This window comes from Rheinheimera salexigens, from assembly GCF_001752395.1.
Taxonomy (GTDB): domain Bacteria; phylum Pseudomonadota; class Gammaproteobacteria; order Enterobacterales; family Alteromonadaceae; genus Alishewanella; species Alishewanella salexigens.
Window position 1 is genome coordinate 2,895,875 of record NZ_MKEK01000001.1, and the last position, 21,664, is coordinate 2,917,538.

General features: G+C 41.6%; 16 protein-coding genes. 13 read left to right on the top strand and 3 right to left on the bottom strand.

The window, feature by feature from the left end:
• Nucleotides 1-57: 57 nt before the first annotated feature.
• Nucleotides 58-2,868 carry a transporter substrate-binding domain-containing protein gene (locus BI198_RS13315; protein ID WP_070049993.1) on the bottom strand — a complete coding sequence of 937 codons (2,811 nt, stop codon included), beginning with the start codon at nt 2,866-2,868 and terminating at the stop codon, nt 58-60.
• Nucleotides 2,869-3,206: 338 nt separating this feature from the next.
• On the opposite strand from BI198_RS13315, the gene cmoA reads away from it, so the two are divergent.
• The 10 genes from cmoA (at nt 3,207) to BI198_RS13360 (ending at nt 14,654) form a co-directional block, all read left to right on the top strand.
• Nucleotides 3,207-3,935, top strand: a complete 729-nt coding sequence (gene cmoA, locus BI198_RS13320; RefSeq protein ID WP_070049994.1) for a carboxy-S-adenosyl-L-methionine synthase CmoA — start codon at nt 3,207-3,209, stop codon at nt 3,933-3,935.
• An 8-nt stretch (nt 3,936-3,943) separates the two neighbouring features.
• On the top strand, nt 3,944-4,909 hold the full coding sequence (cmoB, locus tag BI198_RS13325) for a tRNA 5-methoxyuridine(34)/uridine 5-oxyacetic acid(34) synthase CmoB (protein ID WP_070049995.1): 966 nt from the start codon (nt 3,944-3,946) through the stop codon (nt 4,907-4,909).
• A 40-nt stretch (nt 4,910-4,949) separates the two neighbouring features.
• Nucleotides 4,950-5,366 carry a hypothetical protein gene (locus BI198_RS13330; RefSeq protein ID WP_070049996.1) on the top strand — a complete coding sequence of 139 codons (417 nt, stop codon included), beginning with the start codon at nt 4,950-4,952 and terminating at the stop codon, nt 5,364-5,366.
• A 77-nt stretch (nt 5,367-5,443) separates the two neighbouring features.
• Entirely contained in the window at nt 5,444-6,487 is a 1,044-nt protein-coding gene (gene purM, locus BI198_RS13335; RefSeq protein WP_070049997.1) for a phosphoribosylformylglycinamidine cyclo-ligase, read from the top strand.
• An 8-nt stretch (nt 6,488-6,495) separates the two neighbouring features.
• A complete protein-coding gene (gene purN / locus BI198_RS13340) occupies nt 6,496-7,146 on the top strand; it encodes a phosphoribosylglycinamide formyltransferase (protein ID WP_070049998.1) in 651 nt (216 codons plus the stop codon).
• Nucleotides 7,127-7,924 (top strand): DUF3108 domain-containing protein, encoded by a 798-nt coding sequence (locus BI198_RS13345; protein WP_235605336.1) that lies wholly within the window; start codon nt 7,127-7,129, stop codon nt 7,922-7,924. Before purN ends, BI198_RS13345 begins: the two co-directional genes overlap by 20 nt.
• 258 nt (nt 7,925-8,182) lie before the next feature.
• Nucleotides 8,183-10,651, top strand: a complete 2,469-nt coding sequence (gene fadE / locus BI198_RS13350) for an acyl-CoA dehydrogenase FadE (RefSeq protein ID WP_070050000.1) — start codon at nt 8,183-8,185, stop codon at nt 10,649-10,651.
• A gap of 208 nt (nt 10,652-10,859) precedes the next feature.
• On the top strand, nt 10,860-11,480 hold the full coding sequence (locus BI198_RS16370) for an ABC transporter transmembrane domain-containing protein (protein ID WP_268793908.1): 621 nt from the start codon (nt 10,860-10,862) through the stop codon (nt 11,478-11,480).
• Entirely contained in the window at nt 11,425-12,666 is a 1,242-nt protein-coding gene (locus BI198_RS16375) for an ABCB family ABC transporter ATP-binding protein/permease (RefSeq protein ID WP_268793909.1), read from the top strand. Before BI198_RS16370 ends, BI198_RS16375 begins: the two co-directional genes overlap by 56 nt.
• 140 nt (nt 12,667-12,806) lie before the next feature.
• Nucleotides 12,807-14,654, top strand: coding sequence for a M2 family metallopeptidase (locus BI198_RS13360; RefSeq protein ID WP_070050001.1), 1,848 nt, complete (start codon nt 12,807-12,809; stop codon nt 14,652-14,654).
• A gap of 89 nt (nt 14,655-14,743) precedes the next feature.
• On the opposite strand, the gene BI198_RS13365 is transcribed toward BI198_RS13360, so the two are convergent.
• Nucleotides 14,744-15,991 carry a DEAD/DEAH box helicase gene (locus tag BI198_RS13365; RefSeq protein WP_070050002.1) on the bottom strand — a complete coding sequence of 416 codons (1,248 nt, stop codon included), beginning with the start codon at nt 15,989-15,991 and terminating at the stop codon, nt 14,744-14,746.
• 118 nt (nt 15,992-16,109) lie between these two features.
• On the opposite strand from BI198_RS13365, the gene BI198_RS13370 reads away from it, so the two are divergent.
• The 3 genes from BI198_RS13370 to BI198_RS13380 all read left to right on the top strand — a co-directional run bounded on the left by BI198_RS13370 (nt 16,110) and on the right by BI198_RS13380 (nt 18,734).
• The gene (locus BI198_RS13370; protein WP_083256624.1) at nt 16,110-16,355 is read left to right on the top strand and encodes a GIY-YIG nuclease family protein; all 246 of its coding nucleotides are present in this window, start codon (nt 16,110-16,112) and stop codon (nt 16,353-16,355) included.
• A gap of 2 nt (nt 16,356-16,357) precedes the next feature.
• Nucleotides 16,358-17,260, top strand: coding sequence for an AEC family transporter (locus BI198_RS13375; protein WP_070050004.1), 903 nt, complete (start codon nt 16,358-16,360; stop codon nt 17,258-17,260).
• A 178-nt stretch (nt 17,261-17,438) separates the two neighbouring features.
• Nucleotides 17,439-18,734 (top strand): mechanosensitive ion channel family protein, encoded by a 1,296-nt coding sequence (locus BI198_RS13380; protein ID WP_083256625.1) that lies wholly within the window; start codon nt 17,439-17,441, stop codon nt 18,732-18,734.
• Nucleotides 18,735-18,858: 124 nt separating this feature from the next.
• On the opposite strand, the gene acnA is transcribed toward BI198_RS13380, so the two are convergent.
• Complete coding sequence (gene acnA / locus BI198_RS13385) at nt 18,859-21,579, bottom strand: aconitate hydratase AcnA (RefSeq protein ID WP_070050005.1); 2,721 nt, start codon at nt 21,577-21,579, stop codon at nt 18,859-18,861.
• Nucleotides 21,580-21,664 lie beyond the last annotated feature (85 nt).

The following is a 21,664-nucleotide window of genomic DNA, read 5'->3' on the forward strand; positions in this document are numbered from 1 at the left end:
CACGAAAATAACGGCTGATTATATAGAGATTTTAGCCTTAATGTCACTGCTAGCTGATTAAAACCCAGGTTTACTAAAACAATATTGGTTTTTGCCTTGCTGCTTAACCCGGTACATTAGATTATCTGCCACTTTTAATAGCTTATCGCTATCGGTGCCATCATCCGGATAAATAGCTATGCCAATACTGGCGCCTATGGTGACAGAACCTATCGATAACATGATAGATTGCTTTAATCGTTGTAATACCTTTTCTGCCACTATAGCGGCATCATTACGGTGCATTAAGCCTGTTAATAGCACCACAAACTCATCGCCACCAAAACGGGACACAGTATCACTTTTTCGCACAGAGCCTTGTAAAATGGTTACCAGATGTTGTAACAGTTCATCCCCGACATCATGGCCATATTTATCATTAATATCTTTAAAACCATCTAAGTCGATAAATAATAATCCCAGCATTTCATTATGTCTGGCATGTTGCAGTAGGGCTTGTTCTAAACGTTCTTTTAATAGAATACGATTAGGCAATTGGGTTAAATCATCATGGGTGGCCATAAAACGCATTTTGTCTTCAGCACGACGGCGTAAATTGACTTCTTTGCGTAAGGAATAGTTCCAAATAATAAAAAACATGATAATAAGCGATGCGGCGCCGCCGACCTGCATCATTAAGCGAGTAAACTGGGCTTTATCTAGGCCTTGGTTAATTTGAAAATCAAACCACTTATTATAAATTTGTTTGCCGCCCTCTTCACCAAGGCTGCGTAAGCCTTTATTGAGCAATACCACTAAGGGTTGATAATCCAGTCTGACACCAAACATTGTCGGGTCAGTTGCTAACCCTTCAAGCACTTGAATTTGTAAATTTACATAGCCTGAGTCACGCAAAAACTGCCCTGCTGCTTCAACTGACTCGATCACCGCATCCACTTCGCCATGCTGTAATAAATTGATAGCTTGTTTTAGATTATCAGTGAGTGTTATTGCTGTACCATGCACATAATTTGGCAGCTCATTTGCCATCGCGTAATCTTTATATATGGCGACTCGCTTACCAGCTAACTGCTTAACATTATTTACCTTTTCACTTGAAACACCGCTAATAATAGCCCATTGGCTTGACCAATATGCCTCGGTTAACAATATCGTTTTTTCCCCTGCTGGCTGCTCACCAATACTGCCGATAAAATCAATCGAGTTTTGTTTAAAGGCGGCTTTTAATTCCGTAAAGCTATCAAACTTAACAATCTCAATTTGGGTATTTAAACGCTGAGCGATAACATTAACAATATCAATAGTAATACCCGCCGCTTCACCCTTATCATCAACAAACTCCATTGGCGGCAAATCTTTAACTATACCTAGTTTAATTGGTTGATGAGCGTCTAACCAAGATTGCTCAGTAGCAGTTAAGGGCACTTTTTGCCGAAATTTGGCAAAATAGCGTTCAGGCTCATCCAGCCAACGTTTTTCGATAGCTTCTAATTGGCTAAGACTTAAGCTAGCAAACCCTTGATGTATCTCATTACTTAACCCTTCATTTCCTGTTTGTACCAAAGCAAAAAGTGCACCTTCTACTATCGGTTTTGCTGCACCGATATAACTATCAGCGACATTAAGTTGTTGTAAGCGCACTGGAATGATGGCAGCACCGCCAATAAAACCAATCACTTCTTGTTGCTGTACGGCACTAAGAATATCTTCTAAAGATACAAATAGCTTAAAACTGAGCTGCGGATACTTTTGTTTTAGTTCAGCTAGATAAGGAGAGTTTTGGAACACGGCAACCGTTTCGTCCGTTAAGGTATCTAAACGTAATTCGCCTTTAACTTTTGGATAGTAGAATAACGAATTAAAGCTATAGACATGATAAGCCTCGGTTATTTTATCTGATGTTTGCTCATTAATAGTCATAGCGACAATGGCATCGATACGGCCTTGTTCTAGGCTACGCACCGTATTAGCGGATGTGTCGGGGACAAATGCAATTTTTTTACCGGTTTGTTCAGCCCAAGCTTGCCATAATTCAATGATTAAGCCTCTTGCTTCTCCTTCGGCGGTAATATTCATATAAGGCGGATTATTAACCGGCACACCTAATAATAAGGTATCTTTTTCAACTTGTATTCCCAGCCAGCGTTGCTCTAATTGACGGATTAGGCTGGGTTCAACCTGCCCTGTGGCAAGTTGTAATTGCTCAAATAATGTTGGTTTTTGATAAACGGCATAGCTTAAATCAATTTTGGTAATCGGCATTTTTTTATGTAATGGAAATAATGCATTTAACTGTTTAAAATCAACGTAAGTGGTTGGCAGCATATCTAAGGCACTAAACGCAAATAACTCACCTTGCACAGCCGCAGTATATAAATCTTGAATAGTAGAAAAATACGCTAACTTAACGTTTGGAATTAACGTTTGTAAGGTGGCAACATGGCTAGAACGCTCAATCACCCCTATAGTTAGGGGCTTTAATTCTTGTACATTCTTAAAATGTGGCATATCACGATGGACAAAAATATTATTGTAAATATTTACGCCAATATCCCCAAGCTGGTATTGCTGTGCCCGTTTTGGATTTGCGGCTAAACCGCCATGAAAATCTACCTTGCCTTGTTCTAACAACTCAATGGTTTTTGGCCAATTAGCTGCTATAAATTGCACGTCTATTTGCTGTTGTTGCGCGATGTGTTGCCAATAATCAACCACTAAGCCCTCAGGCTCGCCCTGCTGATTAAGAAACATATAGGGATAAGTATTATCACTAATAGCTATTTTTAATGGCGACGGCAAAGCGGCTTGCACCAGCGGCAGCATAAAAAATAGTATTAAATAGAGTAATTTAGAAATTCCTTGCTTCATTATTACCTACAACTATGCAATCTGTTCCTTAGTATGCCGTGCAGATAATCATTTGGTCAAGCAAGCAGCACTCCGCTAATTTTACTGGCATAATTGTTAGCTTAATAAAACCGCTGAAAATAGCCTAAAAACCTGACTTAAGTAGCCGTTAAGCTGTATTTTAAGGTAAACTTAACCAAACTGTACTTTAGTTATTAGCTAGTTATTAGCTAGCTAATAGAGTTTTTAGTGCTAATAAAAGCGATTAAGCGCTATTACCCCTTTCTATACTAAGAGATATGCTAAGGGGTATGCGTAGAGATTTACCAAGAGACATGCCAAGAGACATATAAAAAGATATGCAAAAAGACTCAATTTACGCCGCACCCCTAGGTGAAGTTCAAGATTTCCGCTTTGACGACCAAGTTGCCGATGTATTTCCGGATATGATCCAACGCTCTGTGCCGGGTTATCATACTATTATCCAAACCATCGGTAAGTTAACGGCAAAATACCAACAGCCTGATAGTTTATATTATGATTTAGGCTGCTCGTTGGGCGCGGCAACCTTAGCCATGCGCCGCAATCTCACGGCCGAAAATTGTAAAATAATATCGGTTGATAATAGTAGTGCTATGGTTGAACGTTGCGAACGCCATTTGCAGTCATTTCGTTCTGACGTCCCTGTTGACGTGCAATTAGCCGATATTCGGCATATCGACATTAGCAATGCCGCAGTGGTGGTTATCAACTTCACGTTACAGTTTTTACCTAAAACCGATCGCGATCAATTAATCCAGCAAATTTATAACGGCTTAAAACCAGGTGGTTTATTAATTTTATCGGAAAAGTTTATTCATTCTCAAACCACAGAAAACGAACTACTTATTGATTTGCATCATGATTTTAAACGCGCTAATGGTTATAGCGAGTTAGAAGTCAGTCAAAAACGGACTGCCTTAGAAAATGTGATGCAACCTGATACCTTGCAACAACATGCCCGTCGTTTAAGCCAGGCCGGTTTTAGCCAGCAAACAGTTTGGTTTCAATGTTTTAACTTTTGCTCGATGCTGGCTATTAAATCTTAAGGTTGCCAATGATTAATTTTAATGCGTTTTATGCCCAACTGGCGACAAACCGTTTAGCGCCCTGGTTAGAAACCTTACCGGCGCAACTTGCACTGTGGGCAAAACAGGCCTTACATGGCGACTTTAAACAGTGGCAAAAAGCCTTAGCCCAATTACCTGATACCACGCCATCTTTAATTGACTTAAAGTCTAGTGTGACTTTTGGTCGTGATACCGATTTAACCTCTGGTCAAGCACCGCGCATTCAACATGTGCTGCAACAATTAAAACCCTGGCGTAAAGGTCCGTTTGATTTGCATGGTATCGAAATTGATACTGAGTGGCGCTCAGATTTTAAATGGCAACGTATTTTGCCCCATATCACACCACTCAAGCAGCGCTACGTGTTAGATGTCGGCTGTGGTAGTGGCTATCATTTATGGCGCATGCGCGGTGAAGGCGCAGAATTTGTGGTGGGTATTGACCCTTCACAGCTTTTTTATGCCCAATTTAATGCTATTAAACACTTTAATCCCGACCCACAGGTGAATCTGCTGCCCATTGGTATTGATGATATGCCGCCTTTACAGCAGTTTGATACGGTGTTTTCGATGGGTGTGTTATACCACCGCCGTTCACCACTGGACTTTTTACAGCAATTAAAACAGCAATTACGTCCTGGAGGCGAGCTAATACTGGAAACGTTAGTGATAGAGGGCGATGCCAATACAGTATTAGTCCCCACCGATCGCTATGCTAAAATGCGTAATGTCTGGTTTATTCCTAGTTGTGCTGCTTTAATACTGTGGTTAGAGCGCTTGGGCTTTAGTAATGTAAAAGTAGTAGATATTAACCAAACGACGTTAGACGAACAGCGTAAAACCAGTTGGATGGACACTGAAAGTCTGATTGATTTTCTGGATCCAAATGATCATAGTAAGACCATAGAAGGCTATCCGGCTCCCTTACGTGCCGTGATTACCGCCAATAGCTAGCCTGCAGTGAAAGTCTGCTGACCAACAACTTGAGAGTACTATGCCAAATAAACAAAATTCTGACATAAGTAAGCTAATGCAAGAATCAGCTAACGACGCGGTGATTTATTGCCAACAAGAACATAAAATAACGCTAGATCGCAGCATAGAAAGCTTACAACAGCTGGATAAGATCTTGGCTAAATTTCATCAACAAGAACAGCAAAAACCGCATGACGCAGAGATATTATTTACTATCAGTAATATGTTTGCAGCCTATATAGGTGAAGTCTTTATTGCTAACGTGGGTGGTTCTTGGGCAAATAATGAAACAGATGCTAAAGCACCGTTTATTTATATTCAGTTCGCAGATAAAGAATTTCCTTTTGCTTCAGTCTGTTATCATAAGATCATGCACGATAATACTATTAGTGTGTATGACTACGTGATGCAAGCAATGGCAAATGCACTGCAGTAAAGCTTTAGTCTTCGCTGTTATACAGGTAAAATAACCACAATTTTAGACTTTCCACTTTTAGCCATTCGAGGACAGCCGTGAGCGAGCAAAAAACATCTTTAAGCTACAAAGACGCCGGAGTAGATATTGACGCAGGTAATGCCTTAGTTGATCGTATTAAAGGTGCGGTAAAACGTACTCGTCGCCCTGAAGTTATGGGTGGCTTAGGCGGCTTTGGCGCTTTATGCCAGATCCCTGCTGGCTATAAAGAGCCAGTGTTAGTCTCAGGCACCGACGGTGTGGGTACTAAACTACGCTTAGCCATGGATTTAAAACGTCATGACGGTGTGGGTATTGATTTAGTGGCCATGTGTGTCAATGACTTAATCGTGCAAGGTGCTGAGCCATTATTCTTCCTCGATTACTATGCTACTGGCAAATTAGATGTTGAAACTGCTGCTGCCGTTGTTAATGGTATTGCCGAAGGTTGTGTTCAGTCTGGTTGTGCTTTAGTCGGCGGTGAAACGGCTGAAATGCCTGGTATGTATCATGGCGAAGATTACGATATTGCTGGCTTTTGTGTTGGTGTAGTTGAAAAAGCCGAAATTATAGATGGCACTAAAGTAAAAGCGGGCGATCAACTTATCGCGATAGCCTCTTCTGGTCCTCACTCCAATGGTTTTTCATTAGTCCGTAAAGTATTAGAATTCAGTGGCCAAAGCACTGAGATCCAACTTGAAGGCAAAACTGTTGCCGACCATTTACTTGAGCCTACCCGTATTTATGTCAAAAACGTGCTGCAATTAATTAAGCAATTGCCTATCCACGCTTTGTGTCATATCACGGGGGGTGGTTTTTGGGAAAATATTCCTCGGGTATTACCCGCAGATACTAAAGCCATTATCGATGGTAAAAGTTGGCAGTGGCCTGCTATATTTAATTGGTTACAGCAGCAAGGCAATATTAGCCAACACGAAATGTACCGCACCTTTAACTGTGGTGTTGGCATGATCGCGGTGGTGCCAGCAGAGCAATTACAACCTGCTTTAGACTTATTAACCGCAGCCGGTGAAACGGCATGGCACTTGGGTGAAATTCAAACTGCTACTGCAGATGATGAATTGGTTATTATTAACGAATAAGGCTCCTGATGAAATCAATAGTCGTACTGATTTCTGGCAATGGCTCTAACCTGCAGGCGATTATTGATGCCTGCAGCAAGGGTTATATTCAGGGTGAAGTAAAAGCAGTAATTGCTAATAAAGACTCTGCATATGGCTTAACTCGCGCCAGCGAAGCCGGCATCCCAACTGCGGTACTTAGCCATATTGGCGCTGCCAGCCGAGAAAGCTATGATCAAAAACTTATTCAATCTATTGAACAATATCAACCTGACCTTGTCGTACTAGCAGGTTTCATGCGTATTTTAACGCCTGAATTTGTTAAACATTTTGATGGTAGATTACTTAATATTCATCCGTCGTTAATGCCTAAGTATCCTGGTTTACACACCCATCAGCGAGCCATAGACGCAAAAGACACTGAACATGGTAGCAGTGTGCATTTTGTAACAGACCAGCTAGATGGCGGCCCAGTGATATTACAAGCTAAAGTGCCTATTTTTCCAGACGATGACATCACTAGCCTCGCCGAGCGGGTACATGAGCAAGAATACCGTATATATCCGTTAGTTATACGCTGGTTTTGCCAAAATCGTTTACAACAACGCGCTGATCAGGCATGGTTGGATGGTAATTTACTCAAGACTAATGGGTATGCCAATGATGAAGATGATAACTAAAACAAAATGGCGCCAGTTGGCGTCATTTTTCCTCCTTTCAGCCACTATTACCTGGCCAGCCGTTGCTGCGACATTAGATAGTTTTAATGCCGATTATATTGTTTATCGTGCTGGCAAAAAGCATGGTGAAGCCAATCGTTATTTAAAACAAAATGGTACTGAATACGAGTTTGGTTACAGCAGTGCTATAAAATGGTTATTATTTTCAGATAAACGTAGCGAAACGTCTCATTTTACGATTGTAGACAATCAAATAAAACCTAGCCAATATGTTATGGAGCGCTCAGGTACAGGGCCAAATAGGCATTATGAGTTACATTTGGACCATGACAAACTACAACTCGCTGTAGGCAAAAAAAGGCAACCGAAACCACTAAAATGGCAAGATGATTTGCTGGATTTAATTAGCTATCAACTGCAGCTAAGCCTTGACCTGCAAGCCGGCAAAACAGAATTTAGTTATACCGTACTAAATAAGAATGGTAATGCTAAGGTCTATAACTACAAAGTGATTGGCGAAGAACTCTTGCCACTGCCTTATGGCAATACTCGCACCTTGCGTATCGCTAGAGTCGAAGACAGTGCTAATAGCGATAAACAAATTTATGCTTGGGTCGCCCCTGATTTAAACTATATGTTAGTACGTTTATGGCGTGGCGAAGATAATGTTGAGCAATTTGATGTCCAATTGCATACCTTAACTTTAGAGCCTTCAACAGCAGAGCCGAAAACTGCAGAGCCGACACCTGACAACACAACTGAAGTTACCCTGCCTTAAAATATTTTTAAGCCAACTGCCATTTTTGTACGTATAAGCGCGTATTAGCAGTTGGCTTTTTAGTTATTATCGCGGCAAAACAACGCTATTGCCGCATAACAACTTGTTTATTCATGCTTATACTTATCTTATGTAATTCCGCTAAATCCACTAAAGTGTAAAACTGTTTACTATCTTATCTGTGCTAGGTATTGCAACTTTTGCAAAAGCCAATTACTCTTACAAAATAGTGGTCTGACCTCTAATCTGGAGAATGTGATGGATGCTGTTATTTTATCGGTGGTTTTAATCGCCGCAATTGCCATACTGGCTTACAATCGTGCTAGTTTAACTCTTTTTACTGCAGTTATCGCGGCAGTGCTTGTTGTCGGTAATCTGCTAGATATTATCGGCATAGTGCCATGGATAATATTTGCCCTTATTGCCCTGCCATTAAATATTGCTTCTATTCGTCAGCGATATTTAACGAAACCTTTACTGGGTTTATATCGCAAAATTATGCCTGAAATGTCCCGCACAGAAAGCGAAGCTATCGACGCTGGTACTACTTGGTGGGAAAGCGATTTATTTCGTGGCAATCCTGATTGGCTTAAAATGCATAATTTTCCTAAGCCACGCTTAAGTGCAGAAGAACAGGCATTCTTAGATGGCCCTGTTGAAGAGTTATTGGCCATGATTGATGATTGGCATATCACCCATGAACGTACCGATTTAACTCCAGAAGTGTATCAGTACTTAAAGGATCACGGTTTCTTTGCCATGATCATTAAGAAAGAATATGGCGGTTTAGAGTTCTCTGCTTATGCCCAATCTTGTGTGCTACAAAAGCTCACTAGTAAAAGTATGGTGTTATCAAGCATTGTCGGCGTACCTAACTCATTAGGCCCAGGTGAGCTATTACAACATTACGGAACTGAAGAACAAAAAAATCATTATTTACCCCGTTTAGCCAAAGGCTTAGAAGTGCCTTGTTTTGCTCTAACCAGTCCAGAAGCCGGTTCAGATGCGGGTGCCATTCCTGATAAAGGTATTATCTGTAAAGGTGAATGGGAAGGTAAAGAAGTAATAGGTATGCGCCTGACATGGGATAAACGCTATATCACGTTAGCCCCTATTGCTACGGTATTAGGCTTAGCCTTTAAACTATATGACCCTGAGCAATTAATCGGTGAAGAAAAAGATTTAGGCATTACTTGTGCTTTAATTCCTACTAGCACTGAAGGCGTGAAAATTGGCCGCCGCCACTTTCCACTAAACGTCCCCTTCCAAAATGGTCCTACCCAAGGTGACAATATCTTTGTACCCCTAGATTATATTATCGGTGGTATTGATATGGCTGGCCAAGGTTGGCGTATGCTGGTGGAATGTTTATCAGTAGGCCGAGCGATTACGTTACCATCAAACAGTACCGGTGGCATTAAAGCCGTAGCTTTAGCCACGGGTGCCTATTCACGTATTCGTCGCCAATTTAAAATACCTATCGGTAAAATGGAAGGTATTGAAGAGTCATTAGCCCGTATTGGTGGTTATGCTTATATGGCAGATGCCTCTACGGTAATGTCTGTCGGTGCCATAGACTTAGGCGAGAAGCCTTCTGTTATCTCGGCTATTACTAAATACCACATGACAGAACGCATGCGCCAAGCCATTACCGATGCCATGGATATTCATGGTGGTAAAGGTATCTGCATGGGACCAAATAACTATTTAGCTCGTGGTTATCAAGGTGCGCCCGTTGCCATTACGGTTGAAGGTGCCAATATTCTTACCCGTAACATGATCATTTATGGTCAAGGTGCCATTCGCTGCCATCCTTATGTATTAGCTGAGTTAGAAGCGGCACAATTAGATGATGAACTTGCGGCAGTTACTGCGTTTGATAAAGCCTTATTTGGTCATATTGGTTTTGCTATTAGCAACTTCTTCCGTACTTTCTGGTTATCATTAACCGGCGGCATTTTTAGCAATGCACCTTACAACGATGCAACGGCTAAATACTATAAACAAATGAATCGTTTTAGTGCATCGTTAGCCTTAATGTCAGACGTGGCTATGGCTACGTTAGGCGGTGATTTAAAACGCCGTGAACGTATTTCTGCCCGTTTAGGTGATATTTTAAGTATGTTGTATTTAACCTCAACTGTACTTAAGCGTTACCAAGATGAAGGCCGTAAAATAGACGATTTACCTTTTGTGCAATGGGCTTGTGAAGACAATATGTACCGGGCACAGTTAGCGTTAAGCGAGTTATTTGATAACTTCCCTAATCGCATTATTGCCGCGGTATTAAAGCGTATCGTGTTCCCTTGGGGCCGTACATTACGTAAACCTTCAGATCAAGTTGAGCATAACGTATCGCGCATTATGCAAACCCCTAGCGAAGCTCGCTCACGTTTAGGTCATCATATGTATCTGAAAAACGAGCCTTTAAACTTATTAGGCCGCATGGAGCAAGTACTGCTAGATGTATTAGCGGCAGAGCCAATATTTGATAAAGTGTCTAAAGCCAGTGGTAAGCGTTTACCGTTCTATCGTTTAGATGAAGTGGCAACATTAGGCTTAGAGCTTGGCGTTATTACAGCTGCTGAAGCTGAAATACTGCGCACTGCCGAAACAGGTCGCTTATTTGCCATTAACGTCGATGATTTTGCAGCTGAAGATTTAGCAGCGGATAAAAGCTTAACCCAGCAAGGTTTAGGCGCCAATGAAACCGACAAGGTTGCCTAAGCGCTAAGCTTAGCGGTGACAACAAACAAAACGCTGGCAACTTTGCCGGCGTTTTTTTATTACTACGCTAAACCCATCCAAATACAGTACTATTACTATGAAGCGGTTAGTGTAATAGCCCCTTTTTAAACTAAGCACTTAGCTGTAAAACTAGGCACTAAGCACTAAGCATTCAACACTCAACATTCAAGAAACTACAGGACAAGGCATGGCCAGTATGCGGCGATCAGCTAAGCAACCTCAAACAACTAGACAGGCACATGCCACTTCGTTAAAGCAAACATTGGCCTTATTGTGGCCTTATTTATGGCAATTTAAATTTCGGGTTACTTTAGCTATTTTAGCGCTGATTGCCGCTAAATCAGCGTTGCTATTGATGCCTTTAGCCTTAAAGCACATTGTCGATTCGTTAGATGGAGCGCAAAGTAAAATTATTATTGTGCCGGTTGCCATACTTATTGCATACGGAGCGCTGCGTTTTGCGGGGGTGTTTTTTGGTGAAGTGCGTGATGCCTTATTTGGCCGTATTACCGAACACGCCATGCGCCAATTAGGCTTAAGAGTATTTAATCATCTGCACAGTTTAGAATTAGCTTTTCATTTAGATCGACAAACCGGTGGCATTAGCCGTGATATAGAACGCGGTACTAATGGCTTAAGTTTTTTAATGCGCTTTCTAATGTTTAATATCGCGCCGACTTTATTTGAAATTGCAGCTGTTACTATTATTTTTGCCACCTTATTTTCACCGTTATATAGCCTGATAACTCTGTTTGCTGTGGCGGTGTATATCTTTTTTTACTGTAGTAATAACCGAATGGCGCAATAAATACACCCGCGAGGCGAATCAAGCCGACAACACTACTAACAGCCGCGCTATCGACAGCTTATTGAATTATGAAACGGTAAAATATTTTAATAACGAACAATATGAAGCCCGCACCTACGATAAATTTTTAGCCAACTGGGAGCAGGCTCGGTTAAAAAACCGTTTAAGCTTACTGGCTTTAAATTCTGGCCAAGCACTTATTATTGCTGGGGCTATTACCGCCTTAATGTGGTTAGCCGCCAGTCAAGTTGTTGAGAAGCAGCTTACCTTAGGCGATTTAATTATGGTTAATGCTTATATAATTCAGCTGTTTATTCCATTAAATTTTCTTGGTTTTGTCTATCGCGAAATTCGTCGGGCCCTAACCGATTTAGAAAATATGTTGGGGCTGTTAATGCGCCAACCTAAAATTAAGGATGACCAAAACGCCACCGAATTAAGCATAACAAAAGCTGCCATCCGTTTCGATAATGTCGATTTTGCCTATGACAGCAAAAGGCCAATTATACAAAAGCTTAGCTTTGACATCCCCGCTGGGCATAAAGTGGCTATTGTTGGCGCTAGCGGTGCCGGTAAAAGTACCATCAGCCGGTTGTTATATCGGTTCTATGATCTTGACAATGGCCAAATCTCAATTGACCAACAAAACATTAAAACCACCACTTTGGATAGTTTACGTAAAACCATCGCCATAGTACCGCAAGATACTGTGCTGTTTAATAGCAGTATCCGAGAGAATATTCGTTATGGTTTTCCTGATGCCACAGAGCAAGATATTGATACTGCAATAGATTTAGCTCACTTGCGCAAGTTTATTACTAGTTTGCCGCAAGGTGATGCTACTTTGGTGGGTGAGCGCGGTTTAAAAGTATCTGGCGGAGAAAAACAGCGTATTGCTATCGCAAGGGCTATATTAAAACGCGCGCCGATTCTAATATTTGATGAAGCAACATCTGCACTTGATTCAACCGCAGAGCAAGCCATACTTAGTGCTATGCGCGATGTTGCGCGTAATCACACCAGCCTAGTTATTGCCCATCGGTTATCAACTATTACTGATGCCGATAATATTATTGTGTTAAAACAAGGCCAACTGGTAGAGCAAGGTAGTCATCAACAACTATTACAGCTACAAGGTGAATACGCTAGAATGTGGCAATTACAACAACAGCAGCAAAGCCGTTAATTAGCTCTAGGTGCAATCTACTGATTAGGTTGTTATTCTCAACCTAATCAGTAAAAAATACTATAGTATTTATACCCTATATAGCACCACTGTTATCACCACCATTAGCACCATAACAATGATAAGTACAAGGTAGCCTTATGAAAATCCTTAAACTCTCTATTACTGCGGCGATAGTAAGCTCAGCTTTATTATTAAGCGCTTGTGATAGCCAGCAACAAAATAATCTAAGCGTTAAACAAAGCACGGTAACTAAACAAGCGTTAACCGAAGCTGATGCAGTGTCTTTTCTAGCCGCTACCGAACCTAAGCTAATTCAATTGTTTTTAGAATCTAGCCGCGCCGAATGGATTTACTCTAACTTTATAACCGAAGATACTGCCTCTTTATCAGCTGATATTAATGAAAAATTGACGGTTGAGATGATTGAGCTAGCCACTGCCGCGGCTAAGTTCGATAAGGTGCAACTGTCTGCTGATAATCGGCGTAAATTAGATAAGTTAAAGCTAGCTTTAACCTTGCCGGCCCCCAAAGATGCTGCAAAAACGGCTGAAATGGCAAAAATTGTCGCTGATTTAGGCGGCACTTATGGTAAAGGTAAATATTGTAAAACCGACGGTACCTGCATGTCATTAGGCGAAATGTCTAGCGTGATGGCAACTAGCCGCGATTACAATGAACAACTTGAGATGTGGCAAGGTTGGCGTGAAATAAGCAAGCCAATGCGTCCAATGTACCAGCGTTTAATTGAGTTAACTAATGAAGGTGCTAAAGAACTAGGTTATGCCGATACCGGTGCCATGTGGCGGTCGAAATACGATATGCCAGCCGATGATTTTGCTGCCGAGTTAGATCGGGTTTGGGGCCAAGTTAAACCGTTATACGACTCTTTACATTGTCATGTTCGGGCCAAATTGTCTGAAAAATATGGCGCCGATAAAGTGCCACTCGACAAACCCATTCCAGCCCATTTACTCGGTAATATGTGGGCGCAAAGTTGGGGTAATATTTACGATTTAGTCGCGCCTGCAGATGCTGATCCTGGTTATGATGTGACTGAATTACTGGCTAAGCACAATTACGATGAAGTAAAAATGGTTAAAGGAGCTGAGGGCTTTTTTACCTCGTTAGGCTTTGCTGCTCTACCGGAAACATTTTACCAGCGGTCGTTATTTACTAAACCTGCCGATCGTGACGTAGAGTGTCATGCCTCAGCTTGGGACTTAGATGCTAAAGACGATTTACGAATTAAAATGTGTATCCAGCGCACCGGTGAAGAGTTTTCAGTTATCCACCATGAACTGGGGCATAACTTCTATCAACGTGCCTATAAAGATCAGCCCGTATATTATCAAGAAAGTGCTAACGATGGTTTCCATGAAGCTATTGGTGACACCATAGCGTTATCAGTAACACCTGATTACTTAAAGCAAATTGGTTTACTTGATACCGTACCTGATGAGTCTAAAGATCTGGGCTTATTAATGAAAATGGCTATGGATAAAGTCGCCTTTATCCCCTTTGGTTTAATGGTTGATCAGTGGCGCTGGCAGGTATTTAGCGGCAAAATTAAACCTGAGAATTACAATGATGCTTGGTGGCAGTTACGGGAAAAATATCAAGGTGTAACTGCACCTGTCGCCCGCACTGAAACTGACTTTGACCCAGGTGCAAAGTACCATGTACCGGGCAATGTACCCTACACTCGTTATTTTTTAGCCCACATATTGCAGTTCCAGTTCCACAAAGCATTATGTGATATTGCCGGCAGTGAAGAAGCTGTGCATCGCTGTTCTATTTACAACAGCAAAGAAGCCGGTGCTAAGCTAAATCAAATGCTAGAAATGGGCTCTAGCCAACCTTGGCAAGAAGCGTTGGCAGTGGTGACAGGTAAACCAGAAATGGATGCTACGGCATTACTCGATTATTTCGCACCTTTACAAACCTACTTAGATGAACAAAATAAAGGCCAACAATGTGGTTGGTAGTATGTTCCATGTGGGCTGAACAATAAGCCTCGCATAAGCCAATATAAAAAGCCTGCAATCAATGCAGGCTTTTTTATTTACGCTATTAGTTACTTTTTAGCTAAGCCTTTTTGGCGTAACTTAGCTTTATCTGCACCTCTACGCGGTGACTTTTTGGCCGCTATATTGCGCGCTTCACCCTCTTCTGGGGTAACGTAACTTGGGTCATGTTCATAACCGGCAATAACTTCAGGTGTAATCACTTGCTGAATTAAACGCTCTATTTCTTGTAACGCTGAGGTTTCATCTGGGGTAATTAAGCTTAGCGCAACACCGGTATTTCCGGCGCGACCGGTTCGACCAATGCGATGTACATAATCTTCGGCCACTTGCGGTAAATCATAATTTACGACATAGGGTAAATCGTTAATATCTAAACCACGCGCAGCAATATCTGTCGCGACTAATACTCTTACTGCACCTTGTTTAAAGTCGGCTAAAGCCTTAGTACGAGCGCCTTGGCTTTTATCGCCGTGGATGGATACCGATTTTAAGCCATCTTTGCCTAATTGTTTGGCTAAACGATCGGCACCATGTTTAGTACGAACAAAAATTAAAACCTGGCGCCAATTATGCCGACCAATTAAATGCGACAACAATTCGCGTTTACGATGTCTATCCACTAAATAGGCTAACTGCTCAACACTTTCTGCGGTAGCATTACTGGCAGCAACTTCAATTAATGTCGGGTTATTAAGTAATTGCTCGGCTAACTGTTTAATGGCATCAGAATAGGTAGCAGAGAATAATAGGGTTTGTCTTTTCTCAGGCAACTTGGCGATAATACGTTTAATATCAACCACAAAACCCATATCTAACATCCGATCAGCTTCATCTAGCACTAAGACTTCTAGTGCTGATAAATCAATGGTTTTTTGATGTAAGTGGTCTATTAAGCGCCCTGGTGTCGCCACTAAAATATCTAAGCCTTGCTGAGCCGACTCGTATTGCGGCTTTATCGATACACCGCCATAAAATACTGCTGAGTGGGTATTAAGATACTGGCTATATTTACACACATTATCGTACACTTGCTGCGCTAATTCACGAGTAGGTGTTAATACTAAAACGCGCACTTGAGACTTGTGTACAACCTTAGGCGCATTGAGCATCTGTTGGAGCAATGGTAGAGTGAACGCGGCCGTTTTACCCGTGCCTGTCTGTGCACCAGCCAAAACATCTTTACCTGCAAGAATAACCGGAATACTTTGTTGCTGAACTGGCGTGGCTTGATCATAGCCCTGCTCTGTTAATACTTTTAAAATGGGTTGTGCCAATGCGAAAGATTGAAATGACATTTGAAATCCTGTTAAACCAGCCGTCAGCCGCACTATGCGCTATCTGCTGTGATTTAAACAGTATAACAGAAGCTACTAGCGCAACCTATTTGCAATGAGTACTAGCTGGTATTTGTATATGGTGCGTACCCATAGTAATCAATTATATACCGGTATTTCTACCGACCCGCAGCGACGACTGCGCCAGCACCAAGGTGAGCTAGTCGGTGGCGCTAAAGCGCTCCGTGGAAAAGGCCTATTACAGTTAGTCTATCAGCAACCCTTTGCTGACCGTGCCAGTGCCAGCAAAGCTGAATATCAACTCAAACAATTATCTAAACGAGACAAAGAGCAGCGAGTAGCTGCCTATAACGCGGGCAATTAAGCATGGAAAATTTTTATCTGGTATTAGTGTATTTAATTATTGGTGCTCTATTACGCCGAGTACCTGCTATGCCGCAAAGCAGTGGTATCGCTTTTAATATGTATGTGCTGTATGTCGCATTGCCGGCACTTATTTTACAAAATGTACCGCGTTTACAGTTTTCTGCTGAATTACTGATCCCGGCTATTACGCCATGGCTGTTATTAATTGCTGTGGTGTTAATGGTGTTAGGCTTAAGCCGAGTGTTTAAGTGGTCACGAGAAGTTACCGGTGCTTTGCTGATTATTTTACCATTAGGCAATACCTCATTTTTAGGTTTTCCAATGACCGAGGCTTTATTTGGCAGCGATGCTATGCCTTATGCCGTGGTTTATGATCAAGTGGGATCTTTTATCGCATTAGCCACTTATGTCACCATTATTGCTGCACTTTATAGCCCTACAGCAACAAAGCCTACCTTTAAAGGCATAATGGTTAAGATCCTGTCTTTTCCGTCCTTTATAGCCTTAGTCATTGGTTTATTGCTACGTGATACTGGCTACTCGCCATTTGCCCAAGATTTAATTGATAACCTATCCGCCACCTTAGTACCGGTAGTCATGGTTGCCGTAGGCTTTGGTTTAACCATTAAATTTAGTAAAAGTGAATTATCTCCACTGATTAGCGCTATCGTCATAAAATTAATATTGATGCCGTTATTAGCCGCTTTAATCTGGTTTAGCATGGGTCAATCCGGTATGGCCGTTACCATTAGTATTTTTCAGGCCGCCATGCCACCGATGATATCTGCTGGTGCCATAGCTATTATGGCTGGCCTTGCCCCCCGACTCGTCAGTGGTATTATTGGCTTAGGTATTTTATTAGGCCTTGCCACATTACCTATAGTGTTTACGTTATTAACTTAAGACCGGTCGTAAGAACAGTCTTTATAACGGCTAATGATAACTGGCATCAAGCTTGACGGTTATACAAGTGGTTTAGAACTGGTTTAGAAGTGCTATCCCATAGCTAACAAGCGGTATAGATGGTGTAGCGCCGTTAAATCTGCTAATTTAAACAGACGGTTATTAAAGAATTAATGCTATGTCTGAGCAGTTATTAAAGTTCCAACAAGATGCCATGCTGTTGCTGCAGCAAACTAATTTATGGTGGCAAATTGGTTTTATTGTTTTATCTGCCATTATCACTTTTACCCTAAATCATTATCTGCAGCGCAAGCTACATCAAAATGCCCAAGCTATTTCTGGTTTGCGTCGTATGGCCGTTCGTGGTTCGCAACGTATGTTATGGCCTTTTACCTTAGCGATTCTTTTAGCTATAAGTAATGCGATATTAAAACATCAAGGTCTACCGCACTCGGTAATTAACTTCTTAATGCCAATAGTATTGGCGTTAGGCGTCATCCGCATCCTGCTGTATATCTTACGTAAAGCTTTTATTGCCAGTGCCTTAGCAAAAACCTCTGAAACCGCAATTGCTATTATCATTTGGCTGATTGTTATTCTGCACTTAACTGACTTTTTAACCCCACTGCTTACCGCTATGGATAGCTTAGCTTTTACCTTAGGTGAGAGTAAAGTATCTCTTTTAGCCGTGCTTAAACTTATTTTAGTCATTATATTCGCTTTTACTTTTGCTATTTGGTTAGCCGAATTACTTAATCAACGCCTAAAACGCTCTAAGCATATAAGCCCAAGTATGCAGGTAGGTTTTAGTAAATTTAGCAAAGTGTTTTTAATTACCTTAGCCTTTTTAATTGCCTTAAATGCGGTAGGCATTAACTTAAGTTCACTCGCCATTTTTGGTGGTGCTTTAGGTGTCGGTCTGGGTTTTGGTTTGCAACGTATTGCTTCCAACTTTATCAGTGGCTTTATTTTAGTGTTAGACCGTTCAATTAAACCAGGAGATGTTATTTCTGTCGGTGATAACTTTGGTTGGGTACACGAGTTAAAAGCGCGTTATGTGGTGGTGCGTAATCGTGAGGGCGTTGATACCTTAATTCCTAACGAAAATTTAATTACCTCTGAAGTAATTAACTGGAGTTATGACGACCGTAATGTGCGCTTAAAAATCGTGGTTAGAGTTAGCTATAATGATGATCCAGAACAAGCGATGGCCATTATGCTGCGCTGTGCCAATAAATCGATACGCGTTTTGGCAAGCCCTGAGCCCACCGTTATGCTGAAAAGCTTTGCAGAAAATGGTATTGAGATTGAATTGCGAGTTTGGATTGGCGACCCAGAATATGGCGAAGATACCGTTAAGTCAGATATTCATGTCGCAATTTGGCGTGCTTTTAAAGAAGCTAAAATAACCATTCCTTATCCTCAACGGGAATTACATATTCGTTCAGATAACGTTTTTCTACCTAAAGAATAATAAGCGCGGATATAAGCTGCTTTTAAATACTTTCAGCCATAAAAAAGCCTCAGTGAGCGTCAAAATTAACGACGCGAACTGGGGCTTAATTATTCACTTAGCACTCAAAACTAAACACTAAGCTTTATGCACTACCTATCATATTTCGTAACACATAATGTAAAATGCCACCATGCTGGTAATACGAAAGCTCATTACCGGTATCTATCCGGCAAACAACCTCTATTTCTTGCTGTGAATCATCTGCATAAGTAATAAAAACTGTTAGCTTTTGTTTCGGTTTTAAATTATTAAGACCGCGAATACTAAAGCGCTCATCGCCTTTTAGTTTTAATGTTTTACGATCTGTTCCCGCAAGGAACTGTAAAGGTAAAACACCCATGCCGATTAAGTTAGAACGGTGGATCCGCTCATAAGACTCAGTAATAACTGCGCGTACACCAAGCATTAAAGTACCTTTAGCTGCCCAGTCACGTGATGAGCCTGTGCCATACTCTTTACCCGCCACGACAACCATTGGTGCTCCCTGCTGGCGATAACGCATAGCTGCATCATAAATAGCCAGCTTATCACCTGATGGATAATGCCGGGTTACGCCACCCTCTTCTTCAGGTACCATTTCATTACGAATACGAACGTTGGCAAAAGTACCTCTTACCATGACTTCATGGTTACCACGGCGTGAGCCATAAGAGTTAAAATCAACCGTCCCAACGCCTTGCTGCTGTAAATATATACCTGCAGGGCTAGTGTCACTAATAGAGCCAGCGGGTGAAATATGATCCGTTGTCACTGAGTCGCCTAACAGTGCTAATAAACGCGCATCTACAATATCTTCTATTGCAGCAGGCTTGCGACTTAAGCCCTGGAAGAAATCAGGATGGCGTATATAGGTAGACTCCGGCCAAGGATATGTTCTCTCTTTAGGCACATTAATATTTTTCCAAGCGTCATCGCCGGTAAATACTGCTGCATACTCTTTAGTAAACATACTGGTTTGAACTTGACTCACTGCAGCGGCTACTTCAGCATTATCTGGCCAAATATCTTGTAGATAAACCGGATTACCTTGCTGATCTTCGCCTAACGGATCTTTAGTTAGATCAATATCAATAGTACCTGCTAAAGCAAAAGCAACGACTAATGGCGGTGATGCTAGCCAGTTTGATTTTACAAACGGATGGATCCGACCTTCAAAGTTACGGTTACCCGATAATACTGCAGAAACGTTTAAGTCGGCTGAACTGATTTTCTGCTCAATAACATCGGCCAAAGGACCAGAGTTACCAATACAAGTGGTACAACCATAACCCACTAAATGGAAACCTAACTGCTCTAAAGGTGCCATTAAACCGGCTTGCTCTAAATACCGAGTGACGACTTTAGATCCTGGTGCTAATGAGCTTTTAACCCAAGGCTGACGTTTTAAGCCTTTAGCTAAAGCTTTTTGCGCTAATAAACCCGCCGCCATCAACACACTAGGATTAGAGGTATTAGTACAAGAGGTAATAGCGGCGATTACCACGGCATTATTTTTTAATTTAAATTGCTCACCCGCGTGCTCTATATCATGATCCACAACATGACTTGCTTGCGGCTGACCACCACCTTCATTTAACAAGGCTTTACGGCTTTCTTTATCGGCATCGATATCTAAAGCCAGCATGTCATTGCAGTGCCGTTTTAAACCAGACAAAGTGACTCGATCTTGTGGTCTTTTTGGGCCGGCTAGTGAAGGTACAACATCTGACAAATCAAGGCGTAAACTATCGGTAAAAATAGGGGTATGGCCTTTTTCTCGCCATAAACCTTGAGTTTGCGTATAAGTTTTAACTTTATTTATTAACGTTTGATCCCGTCCAGTTAAGGCTAAATAATCTAACGTTACTTGGTCAACAGGAAAGAAACCACAAGTCGCCCCATATTCTGGCGCCATGTTTGCAATAGTGGCTCTATCAGCAAGTGATAGCATATCTAAGCCATCGCCATAAAACTCAACAAACTTACCTACCACACCATGCTTACGCAGCAACTGAGTAACGGTTAACACTAAGTCAGTTGCTGTAATACCTGGCTGCAACTTGCCAACAAACTCAAAACCTATTACTTCAGGTATGGTCATTGAAACAGGTTGCCCTAACATAGCGGCTTCAGCTTCAATACCACCCACGCCCCAGCCTAGAATACCTAAGGCATTAATCATAGTGGTATGCGAGTCTGTACCTACTAAAGTATCAGGATATAGCGTTGGTGTATCAGTATCGTTATTGGTCCATACCGTTTGACCTAAATACTCTAAGTTAACTTGGTGACAAATACCGGTACCCGGTGGTACAACTCTAAAATTATTAAAGGCAGTCGCACCCCAGCGTAAAAAAGAATAACGCTCATGGTTACGTTGCATTTCCATTTCTACGTTGCGCTGAAATGCTTCAGGATTAGCATAACTGTCTACCATAACCGAGTGGTCAATAACTAAATCAACGGGGGTTAAAGGGTTAACTTTAGTAGGATCTTCGCCTAACTCGGCAACAGCCGCTCGCATCGCCGCCAAATCTACAACTGCAGGTACACCGGTAAAGTCTTGCATTAATACGCGTGCTGGGCTGTAAGCGATTTCTCGTTCTGAGTGTCCCGTTTTTTGCCAATCAACTAAGGCTTTTATATCGTCAACACTAACGTTGTCACCATCAAGATGACGTAGTAAGTTTTCTAATAATACTTTTAACGAAAAAGGTAACCGATCAATATCGCCAAAATCCGCACTGGCGGTAGCTAAACTATAATACTGGTATTCTTTACCACCGACACTGAGTTTTTTCGCGAAGTGAGCTGATGTTGTCATGCAAGTCTCCTTATTATTACTCTACTATGAGTGTAGTGCAGATATTGAAGGATGCTAAGTTAATACGTTAGATAGTCCTTTAGGT